The organism is Pseudomonas fluorescens (genome assembly GCF_902498195.1).
Lineage (GTDB): Bacteria > Pseudomonadota > Gammaproteobacteria > Pseudomonadales > Pseudomonadaceae > Aquipseudomonas > Aquipseudomonas fluorescens_BU.
Genome location: NZ_CABVIY010000001.1, coordinates 527,548 through 549,227, shown reverse-complemented (window position 1 = coordinate 549,227; position 21,680 = coordinate 527,548). Strand labels below are relative to the sequence as shown.

Annotated in this window: 26 protein-coding genes; 10 read left to right on the top strand and 16 right to left on the bottom strand. The window is 61.8% G+C overall.

Annotated features, from left to right (window positions below; genetic code table 11):
- Positions 1–112: 112 nt before the first annotated feature.
- Complete coding sequence (locus F8N66_RS02570) at positions 113–409, bottom strand: DUF1330 domain-containing protein (RefSeq protein WP_150768672.1); 297 nt, start codon at positions 407–409, stop codon at positions 113–115.
- Positions 410–479: 70 nt separating this feature from the next.
- Here F8N66_RS02570 and ribBA point away from each other — a divergent pair, with 70 nt between their 5' ends.
- The 5 genes from ribBA to F8N66_RS02540 all read left to right on the top strand — a co-directional run bounded on the left by ribBA (position 480) and on the right by F8N66_RS02540 (position 5,861).
- Entirely contained in the window at positions 480–1,589 is a 1,110-nt protein-coding gene (ribBA, locus tag F8N66_RS02565) for a bifunctional 3,4-dihydroxy-2-butanone-4-phosphate synthase/GTP cyclohydrolase II (protein ID WP_150768671.1), read from the top strand.
- Between the two features lie 317 nt (positions 1,590–1,906).
- Entirely contained in the window at positions 1,907–2,932 is a 1,026-nt protein-coding gene (locus F8N66_RS02555) for an ABC transporter substrate-binding protein (RefSeq protein WP_150768670.1), read from the top strand.
- Positions 2,929–3,873, top strand: a complete 945-nt coding sequence (locus tag F8N66_RS02550) for an ABC transporter permease (protein ID WP_191622879.1) — start codon at positions 2,929–2,931, stop codon at positions 3,871–3,873. The genes F8N66_RS02555 and F8N66_RS02550 overlap by 4 nt, the downstream gene beginning before the upstream one ends.
- A 6-nt stretch (positions 3,874–3,879) precedes the next feature.
- Complete coding sequence (locus F8N66_RS02545) at positions 3,880–4,689, top strand: ABC transporter permease (protein WP_007976227.1); 810 nt, start codon at positions 3,880–3,882, stop codon at positions 4,687–4,689.
- 17 nt (positions 4,690–4,706) lie between these two features.
- Positions 4,707–5,861, top strand: a complete 1,155-nt coding sequence (locus F8N66_RS02540) for an ABC transporter ATP-binding protein (protein WP_150768668.1) — start codon at positions 4,707–4,709, stop codon at positions 5,859–5,861.
- Positions 5,862–6,190: 329 nt separating this feature from the next.
- Here F8N66_RS02540 and F8N66_RS02530 read toward each other — a convergent pair whose 3' ends face one another.
- A complete protein-coding gene (locus F8N66_RS02530; RefSeq protein WP_150768667.1) occupies positions 6,191–7,393 on the bottom strand; it encodes an NAD(P)/FAD-dependent oxidoreductase in 1,203 nt (400 codons plus the stop codon).
- A 291-nt stretch (positions 7,394–7,684) separates the two neighbouring features.
- Between F8N66_RS02530 and F8N66_RS02525 the strand changes: the two genes are divergently transcribed.
- The gene (locus F8N66_RS02525; protein WP_150768666.1) at positions 7,685–8,254 is read left to right on the top strand and encodes an RrF2 family transcriptional regulator; all 570 of its coding nucleotides are present in this window, start codon (positions 7,685–7,687) and stop codon (positions 8,252–8,254) included.
- 3 nt (positions 8,255–8,257) lie between these two features.
- Here F8N66_RS02525 and F8N66_RS02520 read toward each other — a convergent pair whose 3' ends face one another.
- Together F8N66_RS02520 and F8N66_RS02515 are read right to left on the bottom strand one after the other, a co-directional pair.
- Positions 8,258–8,599, bottom strand: coding sequence for a hypothetical protein (locus F8N66_RS02520; RefSeq protein WP_150768665.1), 342 nt, complete (start codon positions 8,597–8,599; stop codon positions 8,258–8,260).
- Positions 8,600–8,671: 72 nt separating this feature from the next.
- Entirely contained in the window at positions 8,672–8,890 is a 219-nt protein-coding gene (locus tag F8N66_RS02515; protein ID WP_150768664.1) for a hypothetical protein, read from the bottom strand.
- A gap of 181 nt (positions 8,891–9,071) precedes the next feature.
- Here F8N66_RS02515 and F8N66_RS02510 point away from each other — a divergent pair, with 181 nt between their 5' ends.
- Both F8N66_RS02510 and osmE read left to right on the top strand, forming a co-directional pair.
- Positions 9,072–9,311, top strand: coding sequence for a hypothetical protein (locus F8N66_RS02510; RefSeq protein ID WP_150768663.1), 240 nt, complete (start codon positions 9,072–9,074; stop codon positions 9,309–9,311).
- A 13-nt stretch (positions 9,312–9,324) separates the two neighbouring features.
- Positions 9,325–9,678 carry an osmotically-inducible lipoprotein OsmE gene (osmE, locus tag F8N66_RS02505; protein WP_150768662.1) on the top strand — a complete coding sequence of 118 codons (354 nt, stop codon included), beginning with the start codon at positions 9,325–9,327 and terminating at the stop codon, positions 9,676–9,678.
- 55 nt (positions 9,679–9,733) lie between these two features.
- Here the strand turns inward: osmE and F8N66_RS02500 are convergent, their stop codons facing one another.
- Positions 9,734–9,925, bottom strand: coding sequence for an SPOR domain-containing protein (locus F8N66_RS02500; RefSeq protein ID WP_150768661.1), 192 nt, complete (start codon positions 9,923–9,925; stop codon positions 9,734–9,736).
- A gap of 215 nt (positions 9,926–10,140) precedes the next feature.
- On the opposite strand from F8N66_RS02500, the gene F8N66_RS02495 reads away from it, so the two are divergent.
- A complete protein-coding gene (locus F8N66_RS02495) occupies positions 10,141–10,503 on the top strand; it encodes an NUDIX hydrolase (RefSeq protein WP_150768660.1) in 363 nt (120 codons plus the stop codon).
- Positions 10,504–10,514: 11 nt separating this feature from the next.
- On the opposite strand, the gene F8N66_RS02490 is transcribed toward F8N66_RS02495, so the two are convergent.
- From F8N66_RS02490 to F8N66_RS02450, 8 genes are all read right to left on the bottom strand, one after another.
- Positions 10,515–11,288 (bottom strand): 1,6-dihydroxycyclohexa-2,4-diene-1-carboxylate dehydrogenase, encoded by a 774-nt coding sequence (locus F8N66_RS02490; protein ID WP_150768659.1) that lies wholly within the window; start codon positions 11,286–11,288, stop codon positions 10,515–10,517.
- A gap of 171 nt (positions 11,289–11,459) precedes the next feature.
- Entirely contained in the window at positions 11,460–12,473 is a 1,014-nt protein-coding gene (gene benC / locus F8N66_RS02480; RefSeq protein WP_150768658.1) for a benzoate 1,2-dioxygenase electron transfer component BenC, read from the bottom strand.
- Between the two features lie 10 nt (positions 12,474–12,483).
- Complete coding sequence (gene benB, locus F8N66_RS02475) at positions 12,484–12,972, bottom strand: benzoate 1,2-dioxygenase small subunit (RefSeq protein ID WP_150768657.1); 489 nt, start codon at positions 12,970–12,972, stop codon at positions 12,484–12,486.
- Positions 12,969–14,333 (bottom strand): benzoate 1,2-dioxygenase large subunit, encoded by a 1,365-nt coding sequence (gene benA, locus F8N66_RS02470; protein WP_150768656.1) that lies wholly within the window; start codon positions 14,331–14,333, stop codon positions 12,969–12,971. The genes benB and benA overlap by 4 nt, the downstream gene beginning before the upstream one ends.
- 215 nt (positions 14,334–14,548) lie before the next feature.
- A complete protein-coding gene (locus F8N66_RS02465) occupies positions 14,549–15,508 on the bottom strand; it encodes an AraC family transcriptional regulator (protein ID WP_150768655.1) in 960 nt (319 codons plus the stop codon).
- A gap of 243 nt (positions 15,509–15,751) precedes the next feature.
- On the bottom strand, positions 15,752–16,681 hold the full coding sequence (gene catA / locus F8N66_RS02460) for a catechol 1,2-dioxygenase (protein ID WP_150768654.1): 930 nt from the start codon (positions 16,679–16,681) through the stop codon (positions 15,752–15,754).
- A gap of 54 nt (positions 16,682–16,735) precedes the next feature.
- Entirely contained in the window at positions 16,736–17,026 is a 291-nt protein-coding gene (gene catC, locus F8N66_RS02455; RefSeq protein ID WP_008029082.1) for a muconolactone Delta-isomerase, read from the bottom strand.
- A 10-nt stretch (positions 17,027–17,036) separates the two neighbouring features.
- Positions 17,037–18,182, bottom strand: a complete 1,146-nt coding sequence (locus F8N66_RS02450) for a muconate cycloisomerase family protein (protein ID WP_191622877.1) — start codon at positions 18,180–18,182, stop codon at positions 17,037–17,039.
- Between the two features lie 127 nt (positions 18,183–18,309).
- On the opposite strand from F8N66_RS02450, the gene F8N66_RS02445 reads away from it, so the two are divergent.
- A complete protein-coding gene (locus tag F8N66_RS02445) occupies positions 18,310–19,194 on the top strand; it encodes a LysR family transcriptional regulator (protein WP_150768653.1) in 885 nt (294 codons plus the stop codon).
- Positions 19,195–19,313: 119 nt separating this feature from the next.
- Here F8N66_RS02445 and F8N66_RS02440 read toward each other — a convergent pair whose 3' ends face one another.
- From F8N66_RS02440 to F8N66_RS02430, 3 genes are all read right to left on the bottom strand, one after another.
- A complete protein-coding gene (locus tag F8N66_RS02440) occupies positions 19,314–19,553 on the bottom strand; it encodes a DUF1652 domain-containing protein (RefSeq protein WP_150768652.1) in 240 nt (79 codons plus the stop codon).
- 113 nt (positions 19,554–19,666) lie between these two features.
- Positions 19,667–20,566: a polysaccharide deacetylase family protein gene (locus F8N66_RS02435; RefSeq protein ID WP_150768651.1), complete on the bottom strand. Its 900-nt coding sequence runs from the start codon at positions 20,564–20,566 to the stop codon at positions 19,667–19,669.
- Positions 20,567–20,719: 153 nt separating this feature from the next.
- Positions 20,720–21,667 carry an ABC transporter substrate-binding protein gene (locus F8N66_RS02430; RefSeq protein WP_150768650.1) on the bottom strand — a complete coding sequence of 316 codons (948 nt, stop codon included), beginning with the start codon at positions 21,665–21,667 and terminating at the stop codon, positions 20,720–20,722.
- Positions 21,668–21,680: the final 13 nt, after the last annotated feature.

Below are 21,680 nucleotides of genomic sequence, written 5' to 3'. Positions count from 1 at the left end.
GGGAGCGGGCTTGCTCGCGAAAGCGGCGTGTCAGGCAATAGAGTGCCGACTGACACACCTTATTCGCGAGCAAGCCCGCTCCCACAGTTTGTCCGAGTTCACCCTGTAAGATTTATGCTGGCGCCACGCCCTCGACGATCACAATCTGCGCGCTCCCCGCCCCCTCCCGGTGCCCTTTCGCCTCCTGATATTCCTCTGACCGATAACAGGCCAGCGCCTGCTCGTACGAGTCAAATTCAATCACCACATTCCTTTGCGCCCCAGGCCCGCCTTCCAGCGCCTCACTGCGCCCGCCCCGGGCCAGCATGCGCCCGCCGTACCGGGCAAACGCCGCCGGCGCCCGCTGGGTGTATTGGCTGTATTGATCGGGGTCGGTGACATCCACGTGAGCAATCCAGTACGCCTTCATAGTGACCTCTTGGGTTGTTTTGTATTATGGTATACCACAATAAATATCCATCAAACACTGAGAGTCCAGCATGGCCTTCAATAGCATCGAAGAAATCATCGAGGATTATCGCCTCGGCAAAATGGTACTCCTGGTGGACGACGAGGACCGGGAAAACGAAGGCGATCTGCTGCTGGCTGCCGATTGCTGTACCGCCGAGGCCATCAGCTTCATGGCCCGTGAAGCGCGTGGCCTGATCTGCCTGACCCTGACCGACGATCATTGCCAGCGCCTGGGCCTGGAGCAGATGGTGCCGAGCAACGGCAGCGTGTTCAGCACCGCGTTCACGGTATCGATTGAAGCGGCCATCGGCGTGACCACCGGCATCTCCGCCGCCGACCGCGCACGCACCGTGGCGGCCGCCGTGGCCCAGGGAGCAAGCCCTGCCGATATCGTGCAACCGGGCCACATCTTTCCCTTGCGCGCCAGGGAAGGCGGCGTGCTGACCCGCGCCGGCCATACCGAGGCCGGTTGCGACCTGGCGCGCCTGGCCGGCTTCACCCCGGCGTCGGTGATCGTCGAAGTCATGAATGACGACGGCACCATGGCCCGGCGCCCCGACCTCGAAGTGTTCGCGCGCCGGCACGGGATCAGGATCGGCACCATCGCCGACCTGATTCACTACCGCCTGAGCACCGAGCACACGGTCGAGCGCATCGGCGAACGCGAGCTGCCGACCGTGCACGGCACCTTTCGTCTGATCACCTTTGAGGATCGCATCGAAGGCGGTGTCCACATGGCCATGGTCATGGGCGAATTGCGCCGCGACGAGGCGACGCTGGTGCGTGTGCACGTGATCGACCCGTTGCGCGATCTGGTCGGCGCCGAATACAGCGGCCCTTCCAACTGGACCTTGTGGGCGGCGCTGCAACGGGTGGCCGAGGAAGGTCGCGGCGTGGTGGTGGTGCTGGCCAATCATGAATCGTCGCAGGCGCTGCTGGAACGGGTCCCGCAACTGACCCAGACGCCACGGCAATTCAGCCGTTCGCAGTCGCGGATCTATTCGGAAGTCGGCACCGGCGCGCAGATCCTGCAAAACCTGGGGGTCGGCAAGCTGCGCCACCTTGGGCCGCCGCTGAAATACGCCGGATTGACCGGGTATGACCTGGAGGTGGTGGAGAGCATCCCGTTTGCCCAGTGATCGCGCCATCGCGCAGTCCCTGTGGGAGCGGGCTTGCTCGCGAAGAGGGAGTGTCAGTCGACACGCTTGTTGCTGACGCACCGCTTTCGCGAGCAAGCCCGCTCCCACAGGGATGACATTGATTGGTCTCGGGCAAGGCTGCTGAAAATCTCACTGTCCCCGGATAGCCGGTAAGGCAAAGTGCTTGCACAAAGTTTGGAATACCATAATATGATATTCCATAGACCGGGCAGTCAAAGCGACTCGATGGACCTACTGCTCCCGATACGCGGGCACTGAAAGCCCCGCTCAAAAACACAACAAATGAGGGCGTGAAAATGGTGTTGAACAAACGTGTATCCGCCGTGCTGTTCGCGGGCCTGATTGGCGTGACCAGCCAGGCGTTGATGGCCGCCGAAAGCGTCAACTTCGTCAGTTGGGGCGGTAGCACCCAGGATGCGCAGAAGCAGGCCTGGGCCGATCCGTTCAGCAAGGCCAGCGGCATCACCGTGGTTCAGGATGGCCCGACCGACTACGGCAAGCTCAAGGCCATGGTCGAAAGCGGCAACGTGCAGTGGGACGTGGTCGATGTCGAAGCCGACTTCGCCTTGCGCGCCGCCTCCGAAGGGCTGCTCGAACCCCTCGATTTCAAAGTGATCGAGCGCGACAAGATCGACCCACGGTTTGTCTCCGACCATGGCGTCGGCTCGTTCTTCTTCTCCTTCGTCCTGGGCTACAACGAAGGCAAGCTCGGCGCCAGCAAACCCCAGGACTGGTCCTCGCTGTTCGACACCAAAACATACCCCGGCAAACGCGCCCTCTACAAATGGCCAAGCCCTGGCGTGCTGGAACTGGCGCTGCTGGCCGATGGCGTCGCCGCCGACAAGCTCTACCCGCTGGACCTGGATCGCGCCTTCAAGAAACTCGACACCATCAAGAAAGACATCGTCTGGTGGGGCGGCGGCGCCCAGTCGCAACAGCTGCTGGCCTCGGGTGAAGCGAGCATGGGGCAGTTCTGGAACGGTCGCATTCACGCCCTGCAAGAAGACGGCGCTCCCGTCGGTGTGAGCTGGAAACAGAACCTGGTCATGGCCGACATCCTGGTCATTCCCAAAGGCTCGAAGAACAAGGACGCGGCGATGAAGTTCCTGGCCAACGCCAGCAGCGCCAAGGGACAGGCCGACTTCTCCAACCTGACCGCCTACGCCCCGGTCAACGTCGACAGCGTGGCGCGCCTGGATTCGGTGCTGGCGCCTAACCTGCCGACGGCCTACGCCAAGGACCAAATCACTCTCGACTTCGCGTACTGGGCCAAGAACGGTCCGGCCATCGCGACACGGTGGAACGAATGGCTGGTCAAATGAAAATGACGGCAACCGCGTCCCGTCCATCCACGGCCACCGGGAGCGCCAATGGCGCTGCCGGTCCGGCTTCTCCCAAGGCCGCCACGATGGCGCAAACCCCGAGCCTGGCACAGCGCTGGCGTGGTTCGAGCAACCTGATCCCCGCCCTGCTGTTCCTTGGCCTGTTTTTCCTCGCGCCGCTGATCGGCCTGCTGCTGCGGGGCGTGCTGGAGCCGGTGCCGGGCCTGGGCAACTACGAGCAGCTGTTCGCCAACTCGGCCTATGCCCGGGTCTTGCTCAACACCTTCTCGGTGGCCGGCCTGGTGACGCTGTTCAGCCTGCTGCTGGGCTTTCCGCTGGCCTGGGCAATCACCCTGGTGCCGCGTGGCTGGGGTCGCTGGATCCTCAACATCGTGCTGCTGTCAATGTGGACCAGCCTGCTGGCGCGGACCTATTCCTGGCTGGTGCTGCTGCAAGCCTCGGGGGTGATCAACAAGGCGCTGATGGCCATGGGCATCATCGATCAGCCGCTGGAGATGGTGCATAACCTCACCGGCGTGGTGATTGGCATGAGCTACATCATGATCCCGTTCATCGTGCTGCCGTTGCAGGCGACCATGCAGGCCATCGACCCGATGATCCTGCAGGCCGGTTCGATCTGCGGCGCCAGCCCCTGGACCAACTTCTTCCGGGTGTTCCTGCCGCTGTGCCGGCCGGGGCTGTTCTCCGGTGGCCTGATGGTGTTCGTGATGTCCCTCGGTTACTACGTGACCCCGGCGCTGCTGGGTGGCGCGCAGAACATGATGCTGCCCGAGTTCATCATTCAGCAGGTGCAGTCGTTCCTCAACTGGGGCCTGGCGAGCGCCGGTGCCGCGTTGCTGATCGTCATTACGCTGGTGCTGTTCTACTTCTACCTGAAGCTTCAGCCGGAATCCCCGGTTGGCGCCAGCAACGCGAGGTAAGCCGTCATGCTCCTGACCCCCAATGCCATGAGCCGCCGGATGCGCTTTGGCCTGTACGCCACCACCGGGCTGATCGGCCTGTTCCTGTTGCTGCCGATCGTGTTCATCGTGCTGCTGTCGTTCGGATCGTCGCAATGGCTGGTGTTCCCGCCACCGGGCTGGACGCTGAAATGGTACGGCCAGTTCTTCTCCAACGCCGACTGGATGAACGCGGCCATGGCCAGCCTCAAGGTCGCGGTGCTGACGACCTTCTTCGCCGTCGCGCTGGGCCTGCCCACCGCGTTCGCCCTGGTGCGTGGCCGCTTCCCCGGCCGGGAAATGCTCTACGGGCTGTTCACCCTGCCGATGATCGTGCCGCTGGTGATCATCGCGGTGGCGGTGTACGCGCTGTTTCTCAAGCTTGGCTACACCGGGACGATGTTCGCGTTCGTGGTCAGCCATGTGATCGTGGCGCTGCCGTTCACCATCATCTCGATCATCAACTCGCTGAAGCTGTTCGACCAGTCGATCGAGGATGCCGCGGTGATCTGCGGCGCCTCGCGCCTGCAAGCGGTGTTCAAGGTGACCTTTCCGGCGATTCGCCCGGGCATGGTCGCCGGCGCCCTCTTCGCCTTCCTCGTGTCCTGGGATGAGGTGGTGCTGAGCGTGATGATGGCCAGCCCGACCCTGCAAACCCTTCCCGTGAAAATGTGGACCACCCTGCGCCAGGACCTGACGCCCGTGATCGCCGTCGCCTCGACGCTGCTGATCGGCCTCTCGGTGTTGGTCATGGTCATCGCCGCAGCCTTGCGCCGGCGCAACGAAATCAGCGCCTGAGCGCCCAGGAGTACGACATGAGTGCAGTGATCAAAGATGCCGCGCAGCAAAATGACCAACCCCTGGTGAGCCTGCGCAACCTGAACAAGCACTACGGCGACTTTGCCGCCGTGGACAACATTTCGCTGGACATCAAGGACGGTGAATTCCTGACTTTCCTCGGTTCCAGCGGGTCCGGCAAAAGCACCACCCTGTCGATGCTCGCCGGCTTCGAAACGCCCAGCAGCGGCGAGATCCTGGTCAACGGCCAGTCGCTGGTCAACGTGCCGCCGCACAAGCGCGACATCGGCATGGTGTTCCAGCGCTACTCGCTGTTCCCGCACCTGTCGGTGCGCGACAACATCGCCTTCCCGTTGCAGATCCGCAAACTGGCCAGTGCCGAACGCGAACGCCGGGTCGATGCAATGCTCAAGCTGGTACAACTCGAACAGTTCGCCCATCGCCGCCCTTCGCAACTTTCCGGCGGCCAGCAACAGCGCGTCGCCATCGCCCGGGCGCTGGTCTACGAACCACGCATTCTGCTGATGGACGAACCCCTCGGCGCGCTGGACAAAAAACTGCGCGAAGACTTGCAGGATGAACTGCGCCAACTGCATCGGCGCCTGGGTATCACCATCGTCTACGTGACCCACGACCAGGAAGAAGCCATGCGCCTGTCCCAGCGTATTGCGATCTTCAGCCACGGCAAGATTGTCGGCCTGGGCAGCGGCTACGACCTGTACCAAAACCCGCCGAACGCCTTCGTCGCCTCGTTCCTGGGCAACTCGAACTTCCTCAAGCTCAAGGCCCAGGGCAATGCGGTGGCGGCGTTTGAAGGGCAGCCACTGTCGATCCGACTGACCGCGGGCCTGCAAACCGACCAGGATGTATTGCTGATGGTGCGCCCGGAAAAGGCCCTAGCCCTGAGTGCCGGGCAAGCAGCGCTTGAGCCCTTGGCGGCCGGCTGGAATGAGGTGTCGGCCAAGGTCGTGGAAGTGTTGTTCCTCGGCGAGAGCCAGACCTGCAGCGTGGTGACCTCGGGGGGTACGTCGATGACGGTCAAGGCGTTGTCCGCCGCCGGCATGCCGCTCAAGGCGGGCGACCCGGTGCGGGTGCGCTGGGCGACGGCGGATGCCTGTGTGTATACCGAATGGGCGGAGAGTGATTTGAACAAGGCAGCTGGGGCGCATTGATTGTTTGCAGTCCATGCCAGTGGGCTGCTGGGTATGTGTCACCCTCGGGTCGCCGCAACGTCGGGTTGCGGTGGCCTTTTTTTTCGCCTGTACCGTTGCCTTCGCGGGCAAGCCACGCTCCCACAGGTTCCTGTGATGTTCACAAATGCGGCAACCGACACAAAACCTGTAGGAGCTGCCGAAGGCTGCGATCTTTTGATTTGAAAAAGCAAGATCAAAAGATCGCAGCCTTCGGCAGCTCCTACATAGCGCTTGCAGAAGCAAAAAAAATCCCGCCCGGAAAACCCGGGCGGGATTCGCTCAAACCACAAGCGTCATGGGAGTCATGATCAGGCGATCGGAATCAAAGGATCCGCTGCAGCCCAGGCGACGTCACGATCAGCCACCGGCGGGTAGATCCACACGGTGTTGATCTGGGTCTTGAGCTCCTTGCCTTCCTGTTTGGTCAGCTTCACCTGGCGATCCCAGCCTTCGGTGTAAACCGCGCCCCAGGCGCCGAGGTCCAGGCACGTCACGTATTTCGGCTGACGGTAAGGCGTCGGGTCCACACCGAGGATGTGCGCGGCCACGTTGTTACCGGCATGACGGCCCAACACAATGGCGTGCTGGCAGGTCATCAGCGCGTGGTTGCCGATGTCATCGGTGGCGGCGTAAGCGACGTCGCCGGTGGCGTAGACATCGTCCTGGCCAATGACTTTGAGGTGCTCGTCAACGTGCAGACGGCCCAGGTGGTCACGTTCGCCGGGGATTTGCTCGGTCAGGGAGTGAGCGCGCACACCGGTGGTCCAGACCACGGTGTTGGCCTCGAGATGCTGGCCATCGGACAGGGTCACGCCGTTTTCATCGACGGCGACCACCGAGGCGTTCAGGTGCCATTTCACGCCGGTTTCCAGACTGGCTTCGGCAATTTTCTCGGCGATTTGCGGGCCCATCGAACCACCGACCTGGTTGCCACGATCCACGATGATCACGTTGATGTCTGCGCGATCACCCAGGATGGCACGCAGGCGGGTCGGCATTTCAGTCGCCGTTTCGATCCCGGTGAAGCCGCCGCCGGCGACCACGACCGTGTTGCGTGCCTGGCTTTCTGGCTGGCTGGCCAGGGATTTGAGGTGGTTCTCCAGGCGCACGGCCTGTTCGATCTGGTCGACGTCGAATGCATGTTCAGCCACGCCCGGCGTGCCAGGCAGTGCCAGGCGGCTGCCGGTGGCCAGAACGAGTTTGTCGTAGATCACCACTTGCTGGTTGCCCGAAGCGTCAATGTAGCCAACACGTTTTTGCGCGACATCGATGGTCTCGGCGGCGCCTTTGATGAACTTCACGCCGACCGCATCGAACAGCTCGCCAATCGGCGCGGCCAGTTGGTGTGCGTTCGGCTCGTAGAAGCGCGGACGTACACGCAGCTCGGCCTGAGGCGCCAGCACCGTCACATCAACATCGCTGTGATCATGGATGTTGAACAGACGCGTGGCGCTGATTGCTGTCCACATGCCACCGAAACCCGCGCCGATTACCAAGATGTGTTGTTTCATTTTTAACTCCAGGGAAGAACGAGTTTTGTTAAAGGGCAAGGAGCTTGGGGCCACTCTGTCTTCGAGAGCGCCGTTCACTGCCGACCTGACAACGGCGACTATATTGATCCGAGTTAAGCGCTGCAACGATTTTTTTTCAATGGTTCGCATCGATGAAATCGATACCCCTTGAAAACCAGGTCAAACCCTCTCATCCAAAGGGCTATCGCAAAAAAAGAAAAGACCGGCGGGTGCGTTGTCCAGCGCAGTGTCAGCTGATATCATTTGCGACAATATTAGTCGGAGATCGAAATGGCTCTTTACAGCGCAGGCGTCGAATACGGCCTTCACTGCCTGACTTTCCTGGTGGGTAATGGCGGCGACACACGCGAAGCGAGTGTGCGTGACCTTGCCGAGCTGCAAGGCGTGCCTCTGGATTACCTGGCGAAAATCTTCACCAAACTGGCCAAGGCAAAACTGGTGGTTGCCACTGAAGGCGTGCGTGGCGGCTTCAAGCTGGCCCGGCCTGCGGACGAAATCACGCTGCTGGATATCGTCAACGCCATCGACGGGCGCAAGGCGATTTTCGAATGCCGGGAGATCCGGGGACGGTGTGCGTTGTTCGAAGGCGAGACGCCGGAATGGGCCGTGGACGGACGCTGCTCGATCCATGCCGCGATGCTGACCGCGCAAAAACGCATGGAAGAGGCGCTGGCCCAGCAGACCATCCTGGACATCGCCCGCCGGGTCGGGCGCAAGGCCCCGACGGAATTCAACGTGAAGGTGGATAACTGGATGAATGATCGCCGGGAAAAGAAAGGCACGGGCAGTGCCCAGGCCGGTGACGATCAACGCATCCAGGTCACCGAAATCCCCGGCTGATGGCTACAGGCAGTCGCGCACTGCCTTGCGCATGGCGCCTGACTTGGCCCAGGGCGGTCCCTGGTACAGCGAAACCCGGCTGCCGTCCTTGGACTTGACGATGTCGAGGATTTCATCGGCCGTGATAATGCTCGGCGCGGTGATCCGGTAGCCGTTGGAAATCGACGTTTGGGTCGATTTGGGTACATCTTTTTGCCAGGCGGGCAATACGCACGCGGCCACTTCCTTGGGTGGTTTTTCACTGTACTTGCTGACATTCGGCTCACCCGGTACCAGTGACGCTGGCAACGAACACCCCGCCAGCAACGCCAATACCACTCCCCCCATCCACATCCGGTTCTGCATGAAACGCCCTTAATCCTGAAAAAATAAACTGTAGCCTGCCGTCACCCGCACATCCACGGGTTCCAGCGGACTTCAGCGACTGACGTTGTGATCGCCGGGCCCCGGGTATGACTGCTCATTCAAATAGGTCATCCATCGCTCATAGGCTTCGTGCTGCCACTGACTGACCTGCTCCCATTCCGGCCCGCTGAGCTGGTGTGCGCTGATCAGCTTCATCATTTCGCTGGTGGCCGCATCCAGATCGGCAATCAGCTCATGGGCACGCGCCCTGAAGTCATCGGTAGTGGTCATATTGAACGGACCCGCCCTGGCGAAAAACCGGAAAAAAATCCGGTACTGGACTACGACAGCGAATTTTCCCGATCGCGCAAATTTCCCGACCAAAGGACGTCGCCCAGGATCGGACGAACACAAGCGCCCGCCCGCGTAAATGGGACTAGAATTTTGTAGCGCAAGATGGCAGGAGGTGACCATGTGGCTTAACGAATCGGAACAAGCGCTTCGGCGCGACTTGCAGGGCCTGGCGTCGGACCTGCGGTGGTCGGCGGTGGAACTGTTGCGCATCGCGCAGCAGCTGCGCCAGGCCGGGAATGAGGTCGATGCCCAGGCCGTGCAGAGACTCTGCGATTTGTTTCAGGGCGATGAAGAACGGCTGACGGGCTACGCGGAGGAAGTGAAGGCCAAGGTCATCAGCCGAAACAAGGCTCAATAACGGGAGCACGGCCATGCACAAGCTTCTGTCCACGGTTGTCATCGCACTGACGGCGTTGGCAGGCTGCAACACCGATTCTCAAGTCTTTCGCGACCAGCCGCTGGTGGCCAGGGTCGAGACCGGCATGAGCCAGGAGCAAGTCCAGCAAATCGGCGGCCCACCGCTGGCCACGACCGCCCGCACCGTCGAACCCGGCATTTGCTTCGACTACAAGCTGCTCCAGCCGGGCTATCGGCAACCTTACAACGTCAGCTTCGACAGCCGGGGCAAGGTTGATCACAAGGGCTTCATGACGTGCGCCGAATGGAGCAACGCGCAGCAGAAAGCCAGGGAACCCTCCCGTTCCAGTGGCGGCGGCGGGTATTGACCCTGCAAAAATAAAGCCCCGGGCATGCCGGGGCTTGAAGGTGTCGAGGACCAGGCTACTGACTGCGCCCCTGCTTGCTCGACCGCGATCGGTAGCCGGGCAGGGTCGCCGCAAAGGCCAGTGCTTCTTCCCGGCTGCCAAAAGAGCCGAGCCGATCACCCTTGGTGCAGACCCGCCATGGGCCGTTGTTCACGCTGAGTACGTCATAACCGTTCATGTGCATTTTGTTCAGCATCGGAACACTCATGGTCACCTCCATCGGCAATGATATCCAAGGCTAACGTGCCTACCTTACACCTACCCTTGGCTGAAAGGCCGACCAGACGTCGTGTCAGGAGGACGGCATTCAATTGCACTTTCAGGCCGTTCATCCACTCAAAACAGCTACATCCGGCGAATCGGATCCGGCGCGAATATTGCAGTTTTGTTACTGTTTCATGACAAACGTCAAACAGGTCACACATGAAAGTACGCGCCACCGTCATTTGCGAGCAGGACCGCCACATTCTGCTGGTGCGCAAACCGAGAGGCCGCTGGGCATTGCCCGGTGGAACCGTCGAGCCCGGTGAAACCACGGCCGACGCGGCTACGCGCGAACTCCAGGAAGAAACCGGGCTTGACGCCGACGACATGCTGTACCTGATGGTGCTGGAAACCCGCGGCACCCGACACCATGTCTACGAAGCCTCGGTGATCAATCTGGATCAGGCGCGGCCACAGAATGAAATCTTCGATTGCATCTGGTTTCCGCTGGACGCGGTGCAGAACCTGAGCACCAGCGACGCCACACTGAGGATCGTCAGAGCGTTTCAGCGTCGCTTGTAGCAGCCGGTGACTCAGCCCTGATCGCCGCCGCCCACCGGCATGACCATGCCGGTGATGTACGACGCGTCGTCGCTGGCCAGGAACAAAATAGCCCCTGCCTGCTCATCCAGCGTGCCATAACGCTTCATCAAACTGCTGTCCAGGGTCTGGTCGACAATTTGCTGATACCAGACTTTCTCCTGCGCACTCTGCTCGGCGCTGTTGCGCGGAATGACGCGCGGCGGCGCATCGGTGCCACCGGGCGCGGTGGCATTGACCCGCACGCCACGACCGGCGGTTTCGAACGCCAGGCACGCGGTCAGCGCATTCACCCCACCCTTCGCCGCGCCATAGGGCACGCGATTGACGCTGCGGGTGGCGATCGACGAAACGTTGACGATCGCCCCGCTGCCCTGCTCCAGCATGAACGGCAGCGCCGCGTGGCAGCACCACAAGGTCGGGAACAGCGAGCGGCGGACCTCGGCCTCGATCTGCGACGCCTCATAGTGCTCGAACGGCTTGGCCCAGATCGTGCCGCCGACGTTATTGACCAGCACGTCGAGCCGACCGAAGCGCTCGACAGCGGTTTGCATCACCCGGCTGCATTCTTCGTATTGCTCAAGGTCGGCGGTCAGCGCCAGGACCTGGCTGCCCTGCCCCAGCGCCTTCTGCACCTCGAACACCAGGTCGGAGCGGTCGACCAGGATCAACTTCGCCCCTTCCGCGGCCATGCGCTCGGCCACGCGCCGACCGATGCCCTGGGCAGCCCCGGTGATCAGCGCGACTTTGTCTTGGAATCTGTTCATGTAGAACCTCTCTTTGTCGTGCCCGGTATCAGCGTGCGACATCGATCAACTGTGGGAGCGGGCTTGCTCGCGAAAGCGGTCTGACAGCTAGCACCGATGTTGAATGTTCCGCCGTCTTCGCGAGCAAGCCCGCTCCCACATTGAATCGTTGCCACCCCTCAACCGCACGATTCACGCCGCGCTGGCGGCAAATTTTTCGTAGTAGAAGTTCGCCGGCTGGATGCCTTGCTCGCCGATGTACTGGCTGACCGCTTCCACCATCGGCGGCGGGCCGCACAGGTAGACGTCGACGTCGCCATCGTTCAGGTGCCTGGGCTCGATGTGCTGGGTCACGTAGCCCTTGAGCGGGTGCTGGCTGTCGGGGCTGGCCACACACGCGCTGTAAGTGAAGTTAGGGATACGTGCGGCGAACGCTTCCAGTCGATCCATTTCCACCAGGTCGAAATCGTGGGTCACGCCGTAGATCAGATGCAGCGGATGCTCGCTGCCCTGCTCGGCGATTTTCTCCAGCATCGCGGTGAACGGCGCCAGGCCGGTGCCGCCGGCCAGCAACAACAGCGGACGACGAATGTCGCGCAGGTAAAAACTGCCCAGGGGCCCGGCCAGGCTCATGCTATCGCCGGCCTTGGCCATGCCGGTCAGGAAGCTGCTCATCAGGCCGCCCGGCACGTTGCGGATCAGGAATCTGACTTCGCCGTCGCGCTGCAACGAGCTGAACGAATAGGCGCGGGTCTGCTCGCTGCCGGGAATCCCCAGGTTCACGTATTGCCCCGGCAGGAACGCCAGCTTGCTCAACGATTCACCCTTGATGGAGAGCGCGATGGTGCTGTCGGACAACTGGCGCACGGCGCTGATGGTGGCGTCGTAGCTGGCCTGGCGGGTGCGGCAGACTTCCGAGGACGTCGGCACGCGCACCACGCAATCGCTCTTGGCGCGCATCTGGCAAGTCAGGACAAAGCCCTTTTCTGCCTCTTCAGGGCTGAGGGCATCTTCGATGTATTCCTCGCCCAGGTCGTAGGTGCCGGCCTCGGCGAAACACTTGCAGGTGCCGCAGGCGCCGTCACGGCAGTCCAGCGGGATGTTGATGCCCTGGCGGTACGCGGCATCGGCCACGGTTTCGCCGGCATTGGCGTCGATGAACCGGGTGACGCCGTCTTCGAAATTGAATGCGATGGAATGGGTCATGACGGCAGCCTCACAAGTGGTAAACATCGATGACCTGGCGAACGTAGTCGTTCTTCAGGATCACTTTCTTGGCCTTGATCAGCGGGTTTTCACCGCGCACATCAAGGGTGTAGAAGCTGCTGCCGAAGTAGCTGTCGACGGTCTTGTAGCGAAAGCTCAGGGTGTGCCAGTTGAAGCGCACCTTGCATATACCGTCGGCCTGTTCCAGCAGCTCGATGTTGCTGATGTTGTGAGAGGTGCGCGTATCCGGGACGCTCGCGCTGGAACGCTCGGTCTTGATGCGGAAGATGCGGTCTTCCAGGCCGGTGCGGTTGCCGTACCAGATCAGCGAGATTTCCCGCTGCGGGTCTTCGGTCAATTCGTCGTTGTCGTCCCAGGACGGCATCCAGAACGTGGCGTCCGGGGCGTACAGCTCCAGCCACTCGTCCCATTGCCGGTCATCGAGGTAACGCGCTTCGCGGTAGAGGAAGTCGCGCACGGCATCAAAGGAAATGGTCATTGCACGTCCTCCACGGCGATCAACGTCGACTGCTCGGCCGCCAGGGCCTTGAGCATGGTCTGCTGCCAGTATTTGTGTTGCAGCACGAACAGGCCTTCGTCTTCGGTGCGCACGCCGCTGAGCAACGGGTGCAGGTCGATTTCCTTGGCGGCGTCATCGGCGCCTTCGATCCAGTGCTCGGCGCCGCGAGACATGTCGTTCCAGGTGGTGACGCTGCCCTGGTAGCTGGTCTGGCAGGAGCGGAACTCTTCCAGGTCGTCCGGGGTGGCCATGCCGCTGACGTTGAAGAAATCCTCGTACTGGCGAATCCGGCTGGAGCGCGCGTGATCGCTTTCGCCTTTGGGGGCGATGCAATAAATGGTGATTTCCGTGCGGTCGACCGAGATCGGCCGGGCGATGCGGATCTGCGAGCTGAACTGGTCCATCAGGTACACGTTCGGGTACAGGCACAGGTTGCGCGAGTTCTCGATCATCCAGTCGGCGCGCGCCTGGCCGAAGTCCTGGGCCAGTTCGTCGCGACGTTCGTACAGCGGACGGTCCTCGGGGTTGGCCCAACGGGTCCAGAGCAGCATGTGGCCCTTGTCGAAGGAGTAGAAACCGCCGCCCTGCTTGGCCCAGCTGCCGGCGCTCATGGTCGGGTTGGCATCACCGGCCTCGCGCTGCTTGCGCTGGTTCTGGGTGGCGGCGTAGTTCCAGTGCACCGAGCTGACGTGATAGCCGTCGGCACCGTTTTCGGCGGTGAGTTTCCAGTTGCCTTCGTAGATGTAGCTGGACGAACCGCGCAGCACTTCCAGGCCGTCGGCGGACTGGTCGACGATCATGTCGATGATCTTCGCCGACTCGCCCAGGTGCTCGACCAGGGGCAGCACATCAGCGTTCAGGCTGCCAAACAGGAAGCCGCGATAGGACTCGAACCGCGCAACCTTGGTCAGGTCGTGGGAGCCTTCGCAGTTGAAGCTCGACGGGTAGCCGGCGTTCGCCGGGTCCTTGACCTTGAGCAGCTTGCCGGAGTTGTTGAAGGTCCAGCCGTGGAACGGACAGGTGTAGGAACTCTTGTTGCCGGACTTGTGCCGGCACAGGGTCGCGCCGCGGTGACTGCAGGCGTTGATGAAGGCGTTGAGCACACCGTCCTTGTTGCGCGCGATGAAGATCGACTGGCGCCCCATGGTGGTGGTGTAGAAATCGTTGATATTGGGGATCTGGCTCTCGTGGGCCAGATACAGCCAGTTGCCTTCGAAGATGTGTTTCATCTCCAGGTCAAACAGGCGCGGGTCGGTGAACATCTCACGCTTGCAGCGATAGATGCCTTGGGCAGGGTCGTCTTCAAGCAGGGACTCAAGGTATTCGGGTCGCAGGGTCATGGCCGCCGCCTCCATTGTTATTGTTCAGGCAAGGCTCATGCTAGGACGGGGCAATGGGGTGGACTATCCGCGGGGTGCAGACCTCTATCCGTTTTGTGCAAGGGCGCCGACGCCCTGTAGGAGCTGCCGCAGGCTGCGATCTGTTGATCTTGTCTTTTAAAAACAAAATCAAAAGATCGCAGCCTGCGGCAGCTCCTACAGGGGGGCCTTGTGTTTCAGTGCCGGCGCTTGAGGGTGTCGGACGGCAATTCGCCGAACTGTTTGCGATAGCTGTCGGAGAACCGTCCCAGGTGCAGGAAGCCATAGTCCATGGCGATTTCAGTGACGTTGCGCACGTTGCAGGTCGGGTCGCTGAGGCACGCGTTGACCCGCTCCAGGCGTTTCTGGCGGATGTAGTTTTTCGGCGTGGTGCTCGCGTTGCGCTCGAACAGGCCGTACAACGAGCGCAGGCTCATGCTGGCCTGGCGCGCCAGTTCTTCGCTGTCGATGTCTTGCTTGAGGTTCCTGGCAATGTAATCGGCAATCGCGTCGAACGTGGCGGCCTGCGAGCCGATTTCCAGCCGGCTGACGTTGGTCTTCATCAGGCTGAGCATCTTGCTGACGATGATCTGCGCGTAATGCTCCTGCACCCGGGGAATCTGCTCGGTGGCCTCGGCCTCCTGGCAAATCATCGCCAGCAGGTTGACGAAACCTTCCAGCTCGTTGAGCTGATAGCGGTTTTCCACAAACCGCACGCCCTGCCCCGGATAGCGCCAGCGCTGCTCGTTGCAGACGGACTCAAGCAGGGACGTGGGCACCTTGAGGATGAATTTTTCGCAATCGTCGGAATACGTCAGGTCGACCGGGTCGTCGGGATTGATCAGCAGCAGCTCGCCGGGGGCGAAGTAATGCTCCTGACCGTGACCGCGCCACAGGCAATTGCCGCGCAACAACACTTGCAGGTGATAGATGGTTTCCAGCGCGCCCGAAGTGACGCGAACGCTGCCGCCGTAGCTGATACGGCACAGGTCGAGGCTGGCGAATTTGCGATGATTGAGGCTGGCCAGGGGGTGCCCGGCGCGAGGCATGAGGATGCAATGATTACCGACATGCTGATTGACGTACCCCGACACCGCGTACGGGTCGGCATGGTCGAATATGGCGCTGCGCTGACTCAACAGTTGCGCTTGCATCATCGGGTCACTCTCGTTGTTGTTATAGGGTGTATCAGGTCATTCTAGAGCAGTAAGGGTGGCGTTGTGTCATTGGGCTGATATGTGGACCTTATGGCCTTTTCGCGAGCAAGCCCGCTCCCACATTCGACCGTATTTCTTCAGGAGCAATAGGGTCAAAGGTGGGAGCGGGCTTGCTCGCGAAAGCGGTGTATCAGTCAACATCAATGTTGAAGCCGATGCCCACATCGCGAGCAGCTCAAGGAATCAATCCTCCAGCGCACGTACCCGCTCGTGACGCTGCTGCTCTTCAGGCTGGGCGGACGATTGCAGGGTGAAATCGAATTCGATCTCGGCAAAACGACCGCTGACACCGTAGGCCGCTGCACGGGCCTGGTCTTCGCTGAAGGTGATCTTGGCGATCAGCTCGTCGCGGGTGGCGTAGGCGAAATCGTCGTGCAGGTACTTCTCGCCATCCAGGTTGATCTGGGTGGTCAGGTGGCGATGATCCGGTGCGGAAATGAAGAAGTGCACGTGCGCCGGACGCTGGCCGTGACGGCCCAGTTGATCGAGCAGTTGCTGGGTCGGACCGTCCGGCGGGCAGCCGTAGCCCGACGGTACGATGCTGCGGAAACGGTAGCGGCCTTCGGCGTCGGTGACGATGCGGCGGCGCAGGTTGAATTCCGATTGCGATGCATCGAAGTACGAGTAGGTGCCGCCGGTGTTGGCGTGCCACACGTCCACCACGGCGCCCGCCAGGGGTTCGCCAGCGGTGTTGAACACCCGGCCTTGCATGAACAGGGTCACACCCGGATCGACGCCGTCATCCAGACGCGCTTCGCCTTGCGACAGCGGCGCGCCGGCCACGTACAGCGGGCCTTCGATGGTGCGCGGGGTGCCACCGGATTTGCCGGCCTGCTCGTCTTCGGCGTCCATCAGCAGGTCGAGGTAGTGTTCCAGGCCCAGCCCGGCCACCACCAGCCCAGCCTCCTGGCGCGCGCCCAGCACGTTGAGGTAGTTGACCGCTTTCCAGAACTCTTCCGGGGTCACGGCGAGGTCTTCGATGATGTTCACCGAATCACGCAGGATGCGGTAGATCAGGGCCTTGGTCCGTGGATCGCCGGCGTCGTTGTGCAGGCCGCTGGCTTCTTCGAGAAATTTCTGGACTTCGGCAGTGTGGGAAATCTTGACGTTCATTTCAGGGGTTCCTCATCTTGTAATTATTGGCATAGCGAACTGAACAGGCTGGGTTCAGCGGTCATCCTCGCGAATCGACGAAGGATGCCGGCACATCGCGGTGACTTCGATCGCCATGTACGGATACAGCGGCAGTTGCATCAGCAAATCGTGCAGTTCCTGGACGCTGTCGACATCGAACACGCTGTAGTTGGCATACAGGCCGGCGATGCGCCACAGGTGACGCCACTTGCCCTGATCCTGCAGGCGCTGGGCCAGGGCTTTTTCGTCGGCCTTGAGCTGCGCGGCGCGTTCTGGGTTCATGTCGACCGGCAAATTCACGGTCATCTTTACGTGGAACAGCATAATGCTCTCCTCAGGCTTGATGAATGGTGGATGTCTTGTCGCGACGGAAAAACGCCAGGCGTTCTTCGTCCAGGCTCAGGCCCAGACCCGGGGTCTTCGGCACATGCAGCTCGAAATCGCGGTAAACCAGCGGTTCGCTGAGAATGTCTTCGGTCAGCAGCAGCGGGCCGAACAGCTCGGTATCCCACGCCAGTTTGTTGAGGGTGACGAACGCCTGGGCCGAGGCCATCGTGCCCACGCCCCCTTCGAGCATGGTGCCGCCATACAGACCGATACCCGCCGCTTCGGCAATCGAGGCCGTGCGCAACACGGCACGCGGGCCGCCGTTCTTGGCGATTTTCAGGGCGAACACCGAGGCCGCGCCTTCGCGGGCCAGGTTGAACGCGTCTTCCACGCACTCGATGGACTCGTCGGCCATGATCGGCGCCGGGCTCATGGCATTGAGGCGCGTCATGCCGGCGCGGTTGTTGCGCGAAATGGGTTGCTCGATCAGGTCGATGCCATTGGTGCCGAGGATGCGGCAGGCGCGCAAGGCGACGGCTTCGTCCCAGGCCTGGTTGACATCGACCCGCACGCTGGCGCGGTCGCCCAGGGCTTTCTTGATCGCAATCACGTGGGCCAGGTCGCGGTTGACCTCGCCTGCACCGATCTTCAGCTTAAAGATACGGTGACGGCGCAGGTCGAGCATTTTTTCCGCTTCGGCGATGTCCTTTTCAGTGTCGCCGCTGGCCAGGGTCCAGGCCACCGGCAGCGCGTCACGCACGCGGCCACCGAGCAATTCGCTGACCGGCAGGCCGAGGCGCTTGCCCTGGGCGTCGAGCAGTGCGGTTTCGATACCCGACTTGGCGAACGTGTTGCCCCGGATGCTGCGCTCCAGGCGCAACATCGCGGCGTTGACGTTGGCGCTGTCCTGGCCGATCAACAGTGGCGCGAAGTGCGCGTCAATGTTGGTCTTGATGCTGTCAGGGCTTTCATTGCCATACGCCAGGCCACCGATGGTGGTGGATTCGCCGATCCCCTCGATGCCATCGGCGCAACGCACGCGAATGATCACCAGGGTCTGGTTCTGCATGGTGTGCATCGCCAGCTTGTGCGGGCGGATGGTTGGCAGGTCGACGATGATCGTTTCGATCGACTCAATGGCGGACGCAAGCATTTCAATACCCATCAGGTTCTTGGAGTTCTGGGGTCGATTCTCGTACGGCTTTTTTCGCGACGCCAATATAGAATTGGTCTGACTTGATACCTTAAAGGTATGCAACCACTGAGCAACCGGAGGCTCCATGGAACTGCGTCACCTGCGTTACTTCCAGGTACTGGCGAAAACCCTCAACTTCACCCGCGCCGCCGAATTGCTGCACATCGCCCAGCCGCCCCTGAGCCGGCAGATCCAGCAACTGGAGGACGAACTGGGGGTGATGCTGCTGGAGCGCGGGCGGCCGTTGAAGCTGACCGATGCCGGACGGTTTTTCCATGAACACTCCACCGCCCTGCTTGAGCAACTGAACAAGGTCTGCGACAACACGCGGCGCATCGGCCTGGGCGAAAAAACCTGGCTCGGCATCGGTTTTGCGCCGTCGACGCTGTACGGGGTGCTGCCGGAACTGATCCGCCGCCTGCGCAGCGGCGAACCGCTGGAACTGGAGCTGGGCCTTTCGGAAATGACCACCCTGCAACAAGTGCAGGCGCTCAAAGCCGGGCGTATCGACATCGGCTTCGGCCGTATCCGCATCGACGACCCGGCCATCATCCAGACCGTGTTGACCGAAGACCGCCTGGTCGCCGCCCTGCCCGCCGGCCACCCGTTGCTGGCCGGCCCGATCAGCCTGCGTGACCTGGCCAAGGAACCCTTTGTGCTCTACCCCGGCAACCCGCGCCCCAGCTACGCCGACCACGTGATCGCCCTGTTCGAGTCCTACGGCGTGAGCATTCACGTGGCGCAATGGACCAACGAACTGCAAACGGCGATCGGGCTGGTGGGGGCCGGGATCGGTGTCACGCTGGTGCCGGCCTCGGTGCAATTGCTGCACCGCGACGACATCGGCTTCACCCCGCTGCTGGAAGACAACGCGACCTCGCCGATCATCCTTAGCCGTCGGGTGGGCGATGTTTCGCCGGGGTTGAACCATTGTTTGCGGATGATTGAGGAACTACAGCCAGGCGGCTGACACCGGAGGCTTCACCTGTAGGAGCTGCCGCAGGCTGCGATCTTTTGATTTTGCTTTTAAAAACAAGATCAAAAGATCGCAGCCTGCGGCAGCTCCTACAGGGGACCGTGCAGGCTTTGCTAGCCAGCAAACGCTCGGCGGCCGGCGCTCATCTCGGTGCGCAACTCGCCCACCAGCTCGGAAATGGCCCGCACGCTGGTCAATTGCTCGGTCGAGACGCCGCTGATCAGCAGCTCTACCCGACCGCTGGCGGGTTCGTACACCTCAATGCGCAGCAATCCCCCACTTTCCGTGCATTCGCAGGCCAGCGGGGTAAATCCGGACTCGACAATGTTGCAAAGGACTGAGATGGGTAGCATGACCGGTCCCTCGGACGGCTGATGATCGGATAGGATCCGGTTGAGAATAGATGGGCTTTGCCATTTCTGCGCCGGCAGAAAGTGTTATCCGCGTCGCAAATCCAAGCGCTTTCTCACTCGGCATTTCTTTTCCAGATCCAGTTCCAGAAGCCCGGCAGCTTCACCGGCTGCGCACTGTCGCGCACGGTCCGCGCCATCGCGGCCCGTTGCAAGGCGGCCGTGTCATCGTAAAACGGCTGCTGCGCGACCTTCACCCCGGTCGCCCCGGCGCTGTCGAGGAGGATTTGCAGGTACTCGCGGGTATGCCGGGCGGTGTATCGATTAAGGTCATGGAAGGTCACCACCACTGGAATCACCCCGTCGACCACCGGCAGTTCGCCCAAAGCGATGCGCTCGCGCACCTCCGACATCGAGCGCAGGAAGTGCGCCCGTCGCCGGGGGCTGGCGTTGAACCCCCAGATCTTGCCGTCATTGGCGCTCAGGTCGGTCAGCAGCACGTGCAGGCCATGTTGCTGATACGCGGCGAAGGTACGCTTGTCGTAGTTCCAGAAAGGCGGGCGCAGCAGGGTCGGCGGCGCCCCGGTGATCGCCGCGATATCGGCGCAGCCCTTGGTCAGCGCATCTTCAAGCGCCTGCGGGTCAAGGGAACGGTGATTGGTGTGCGAAGGCGTGGCGGTGTGGAAGCCAAGTATATGCCCGGCATCCCGCTCGCGGTGCATGACGGCGCGGCCGATGTCACTGTTGCCGGCGCGTGTGGCACGGGTCTGCACGAAGAACACAGCCTTGATATCCGGCTGCAGCGGATTGCGCGCCAGGCTGTCGAGTACGGTGTCGGTGGGGTTCCAGAAACTCGATGCGCTCGGACCGTCATCGAAGGTCAGCAGGAAGCGAATCGGCGGTTGGGTTTGCAGACGCTGTTCGGTCTGCGGCGTCATTTCGATGGGAGCGGCGATACAACCCAGCAGACTGACTGCCATGGCGCACGCCGATAAAACCTTGACCCACTGTTTCATGTTTTGCCTTAAGCCAGACCTCTACGAGGCTGCCATCTTACCCTGTAGGAGCGAGCATGCTGGCGATGGTCGCGAGAACGCTGTGGGGTGTCAGCCGACCAGAGTTATCGTTGACGACCATCGCGAGCAGGCTCGCTCCTACAGGGGTGCCGCTTAGTTCGCCAGCGCCTGCTGGAACGAGCTGTCGATGATCGGTGCGGTCGCCAGTTCGCTCGGCAGCGCCTTGACCTTGAACAGGAAATCCGCGGTGCTCTGCAAGTCCTTGGCCGCCTGGGCGTCCACCGGGCCGACCGTCATGTGCGCCTGGCGCAACCAGTGGCGCGAGACGTTCTGGTCGAGGTTGGCTTTCTTCGCCCACAGGTCCGCGTATTCGTCAGTGTGGCTGTCGACCCAGGCCCGGGCCTTTTTCAGGCGGCCGAGGAAGTCGGCGATGGCTTCGCGCTTGCTGTCGATCGAAGGTGTCGACGCGGCAATGGCACTCAGGCCGGGCATCAGGTTCTTGGCGGTCAGGATCGGCCGCGCGCCGGAGAACAGGATCTGCTGGGAAATGTACGGTTCCCACACCGGGAAGGCGTCAATGCTGCCCTGGGGCAATGCGGCGGCGGCATCGATCGGCATCAGTTTGATGAAGTCGACGTAGTCTTCCGGCAGGTCGGCTTTTTCCAGGGCGCGCAAGGTCAGCTGCTGGCTCCAGGCGCCAGGCCAGTAGGCGACTTTCTTGCCCTTGAGGTCGGCGATGGTTTTCACCGGCGAGTCCTTGGGCACCAGCAAGGCGATGGTGTCCGGGTTCTGCCGCGACACACCGATCAGCTTGACTGGCGCCTGCTTGGCGGCGAGGAACAGAAAGCCCGAATCACCGAGAAAACCCAGGTCCAGCGCACCGGTGTTCAGCGCTTCGGCCAGCGGCGCAGCGGCCTGGAAGTGCTTCCAGTCAACGGTGTAAGGCGCGTCCTTGAGCACGCCCGACGCTTCGACCGAAGCGCGAATGTTGTAGTAGTTCTGATCGCCGACGTGCAGGACGACCGGCTCAGCGGCATGCGCCAGAGGTGCGGCAAACAGGGCGCTGGTCAACAGACGGCGCACGAATCGGGACAGGTTCATCAGGGGCTCCAGG

Bases quoted from the DNA above. Each gene is read 5' to 3' on its own strand.
- F8N66_RS02570 (WP_150768672.1), bottom strand. From the start codon at position 409: ATGAAGGCGTACTGGATTGCTCACGTGGATGTCACCGACCCCGATCAA.
- ribBA (WP_150768671.1), top strand. From the start codon at position 480: ATGGCCTTCAATAGCATCGAAGAAATCATCGAGGATTATCGCCTCGGC.
- F8N66_RS02555 (WP_150768670.1), top strand. From the start codon at position 1,907: ATGGTGTTGAACAAACGTGTATCCGCCGTGCTGTTCGCGGGCCTGATT.
- F8N66_RS02550 (WP_191622879.1), top strand. From the start codon at position 2,929: ATGAAAATGACGGCAACCGCGTCCCGTCCATCCACGGCCACCGGGAGC.
- F8N66_RS02545 (WP_007976227.1), top strand. From the start codon at position 3,880: ATGCTCCTGACCCCCAATGCCATGAGCCGCCGGATGCGCTTTGGCCTG.
- F8N66_RS02540 (WP_150768668.1), top strand. From the start codon at position 4,707: ATGAGTGCAGTGATCAAAGATGCCGCGCAGCAAAATGACCAACCCCTG.
- F8N66_RS02530 (WP_150768667.1), bottom strand. From the start codon at position 7,393: ATGAAACAACACATCTTGGTAATCGGCGCGGGTTTCGGTGGCATGTGG.
- F8N66_RS02525 (WP_150768666.1), top strand. From the start codon at position 7,685: ATGGCTCTTTACAGCGCAGGCGTCGAATACGGCCTTCACTGCCTGACT.
- F8N66_RS02520 (WP_150768665.1), bottom strand. From the start codon at position 8,599: ATGCAGAACCGGATGTGGATGGGGGGAGTGGTATTGGCGTTGCTGGCG.
- F8N66_RS02515 (WP_150768664.1), bottom strand. From the start codon at position 8,890: ATGACCACTACCGATGACTTCAGGGCGCGTGCCCATGAGCTGATTGCC.
- F8N66_RS02510 (WP_150768663.1), top strand. From the start codon at position 9,072: ATGTGGCTTAACGAATCGGAACAAGCGCTTCGGCGCGACTTGCAGGGC.
- osmE (WP_150768662.1), top strand. From the start codon at position 9,325: ATGCACAAGCTTCTGTCCACGGTTGTCATCGCACTGACGGCGTTGGCA.
- F8N66_RS02500 (WP_150768661.1), bottom strand. From the start codon at position 9,925: ATGAGTGTTCCGATGCTGAACAAAATGCACATGAACGGTTATGACGTA.
- F8N66_RS02495 (WP_150768660.1), top strand. From the start codon at position 10,141: ATGAAAGTACGCGCCACCGTCATTTGCGAGCAGGACCGCCACATTCTG.
- F8N66_RS02490 (WP_150768659.1), bottom strand. From the start codon at position 11,288: ATGAACAGATTCCAAGACAAAGTCGCGCTGATCACCGGGGCTGCCCAG.
- benC (WP_150768658.1), bottom strand. From the start codon at position 12,473: ATGACCCATTCCATCGCATTCAATTTCGAAGACGGCGTCACCCGGTTC.
- benB (WP_150768657.1), bottom strand. From the start codon at position 12,972: ATGACCATTTCCTTTGATGCCGTGCGCGACTTCCTCTACCGCGAAGCG.
- benA (WP_150768656.1), bottom strand. From the start codon at position 14,333: ATGACCCTGCGACCCGAATACCTTGAGTCCCTGCTTGAAGACGACCCT.
- F8N66_RS02465 (WP_150768655.1), bottom strand. From the start codon at position 15,508: ATGATGCAAGCGCAACTGTTGAGTCAGCGCAGCGCCATATTCGACCAT.
- catA (WP_150768654.1), bottom strand. From the start codon at position 16,681: ATGAACGTCAAGATTTCCCACACTGCCGAAGTCCAGAAATTTCTCGAA.
- catC (WP_008029082.1), bottom strand. From the start codon at position 17,026: ATGCTGTTCCACGTAAAGATGACCGTGAATTTGCCGGTCGACATGAAC.
- F8N66_RS02450 (WP_191622877.1), bottom strand. From the start codon at position 18,182: ATGCTTGCGTCCGCCATTGAGTCGATCGAAACGATCATCGTCGACCTG.
- F8N66_RS02445 (WP_150768653.1), top strand. From the start codon at position 18,310: ATGGAACTGCGTCACCTGCGTTACTTCCAGGTACTGGCGAAAACCCTC.
- F8N66_RS02440 (WP_150768652.1), bottom strand. From the start codon at position 19,553: ATGCTACCCATCTCAGTCCTTTGCAACATTGTCGAGTCCGGATTTACC.
- F8N66_RS02435 (WP_150768651.1), bottom strand. From the start codon at position 20,566: ATGAAACAGTGGGTCAAGGTTTTATCGGCGTGCGCCATGGCAGTCAGT.
- F8N66_RS02430 (WP_150768650.1), bottom strand. From the start codon at position 21,667: ATGAACCTGTCCCGATTCGTGCGCCGTCTGTTGACCAGCGCCCTGTTT.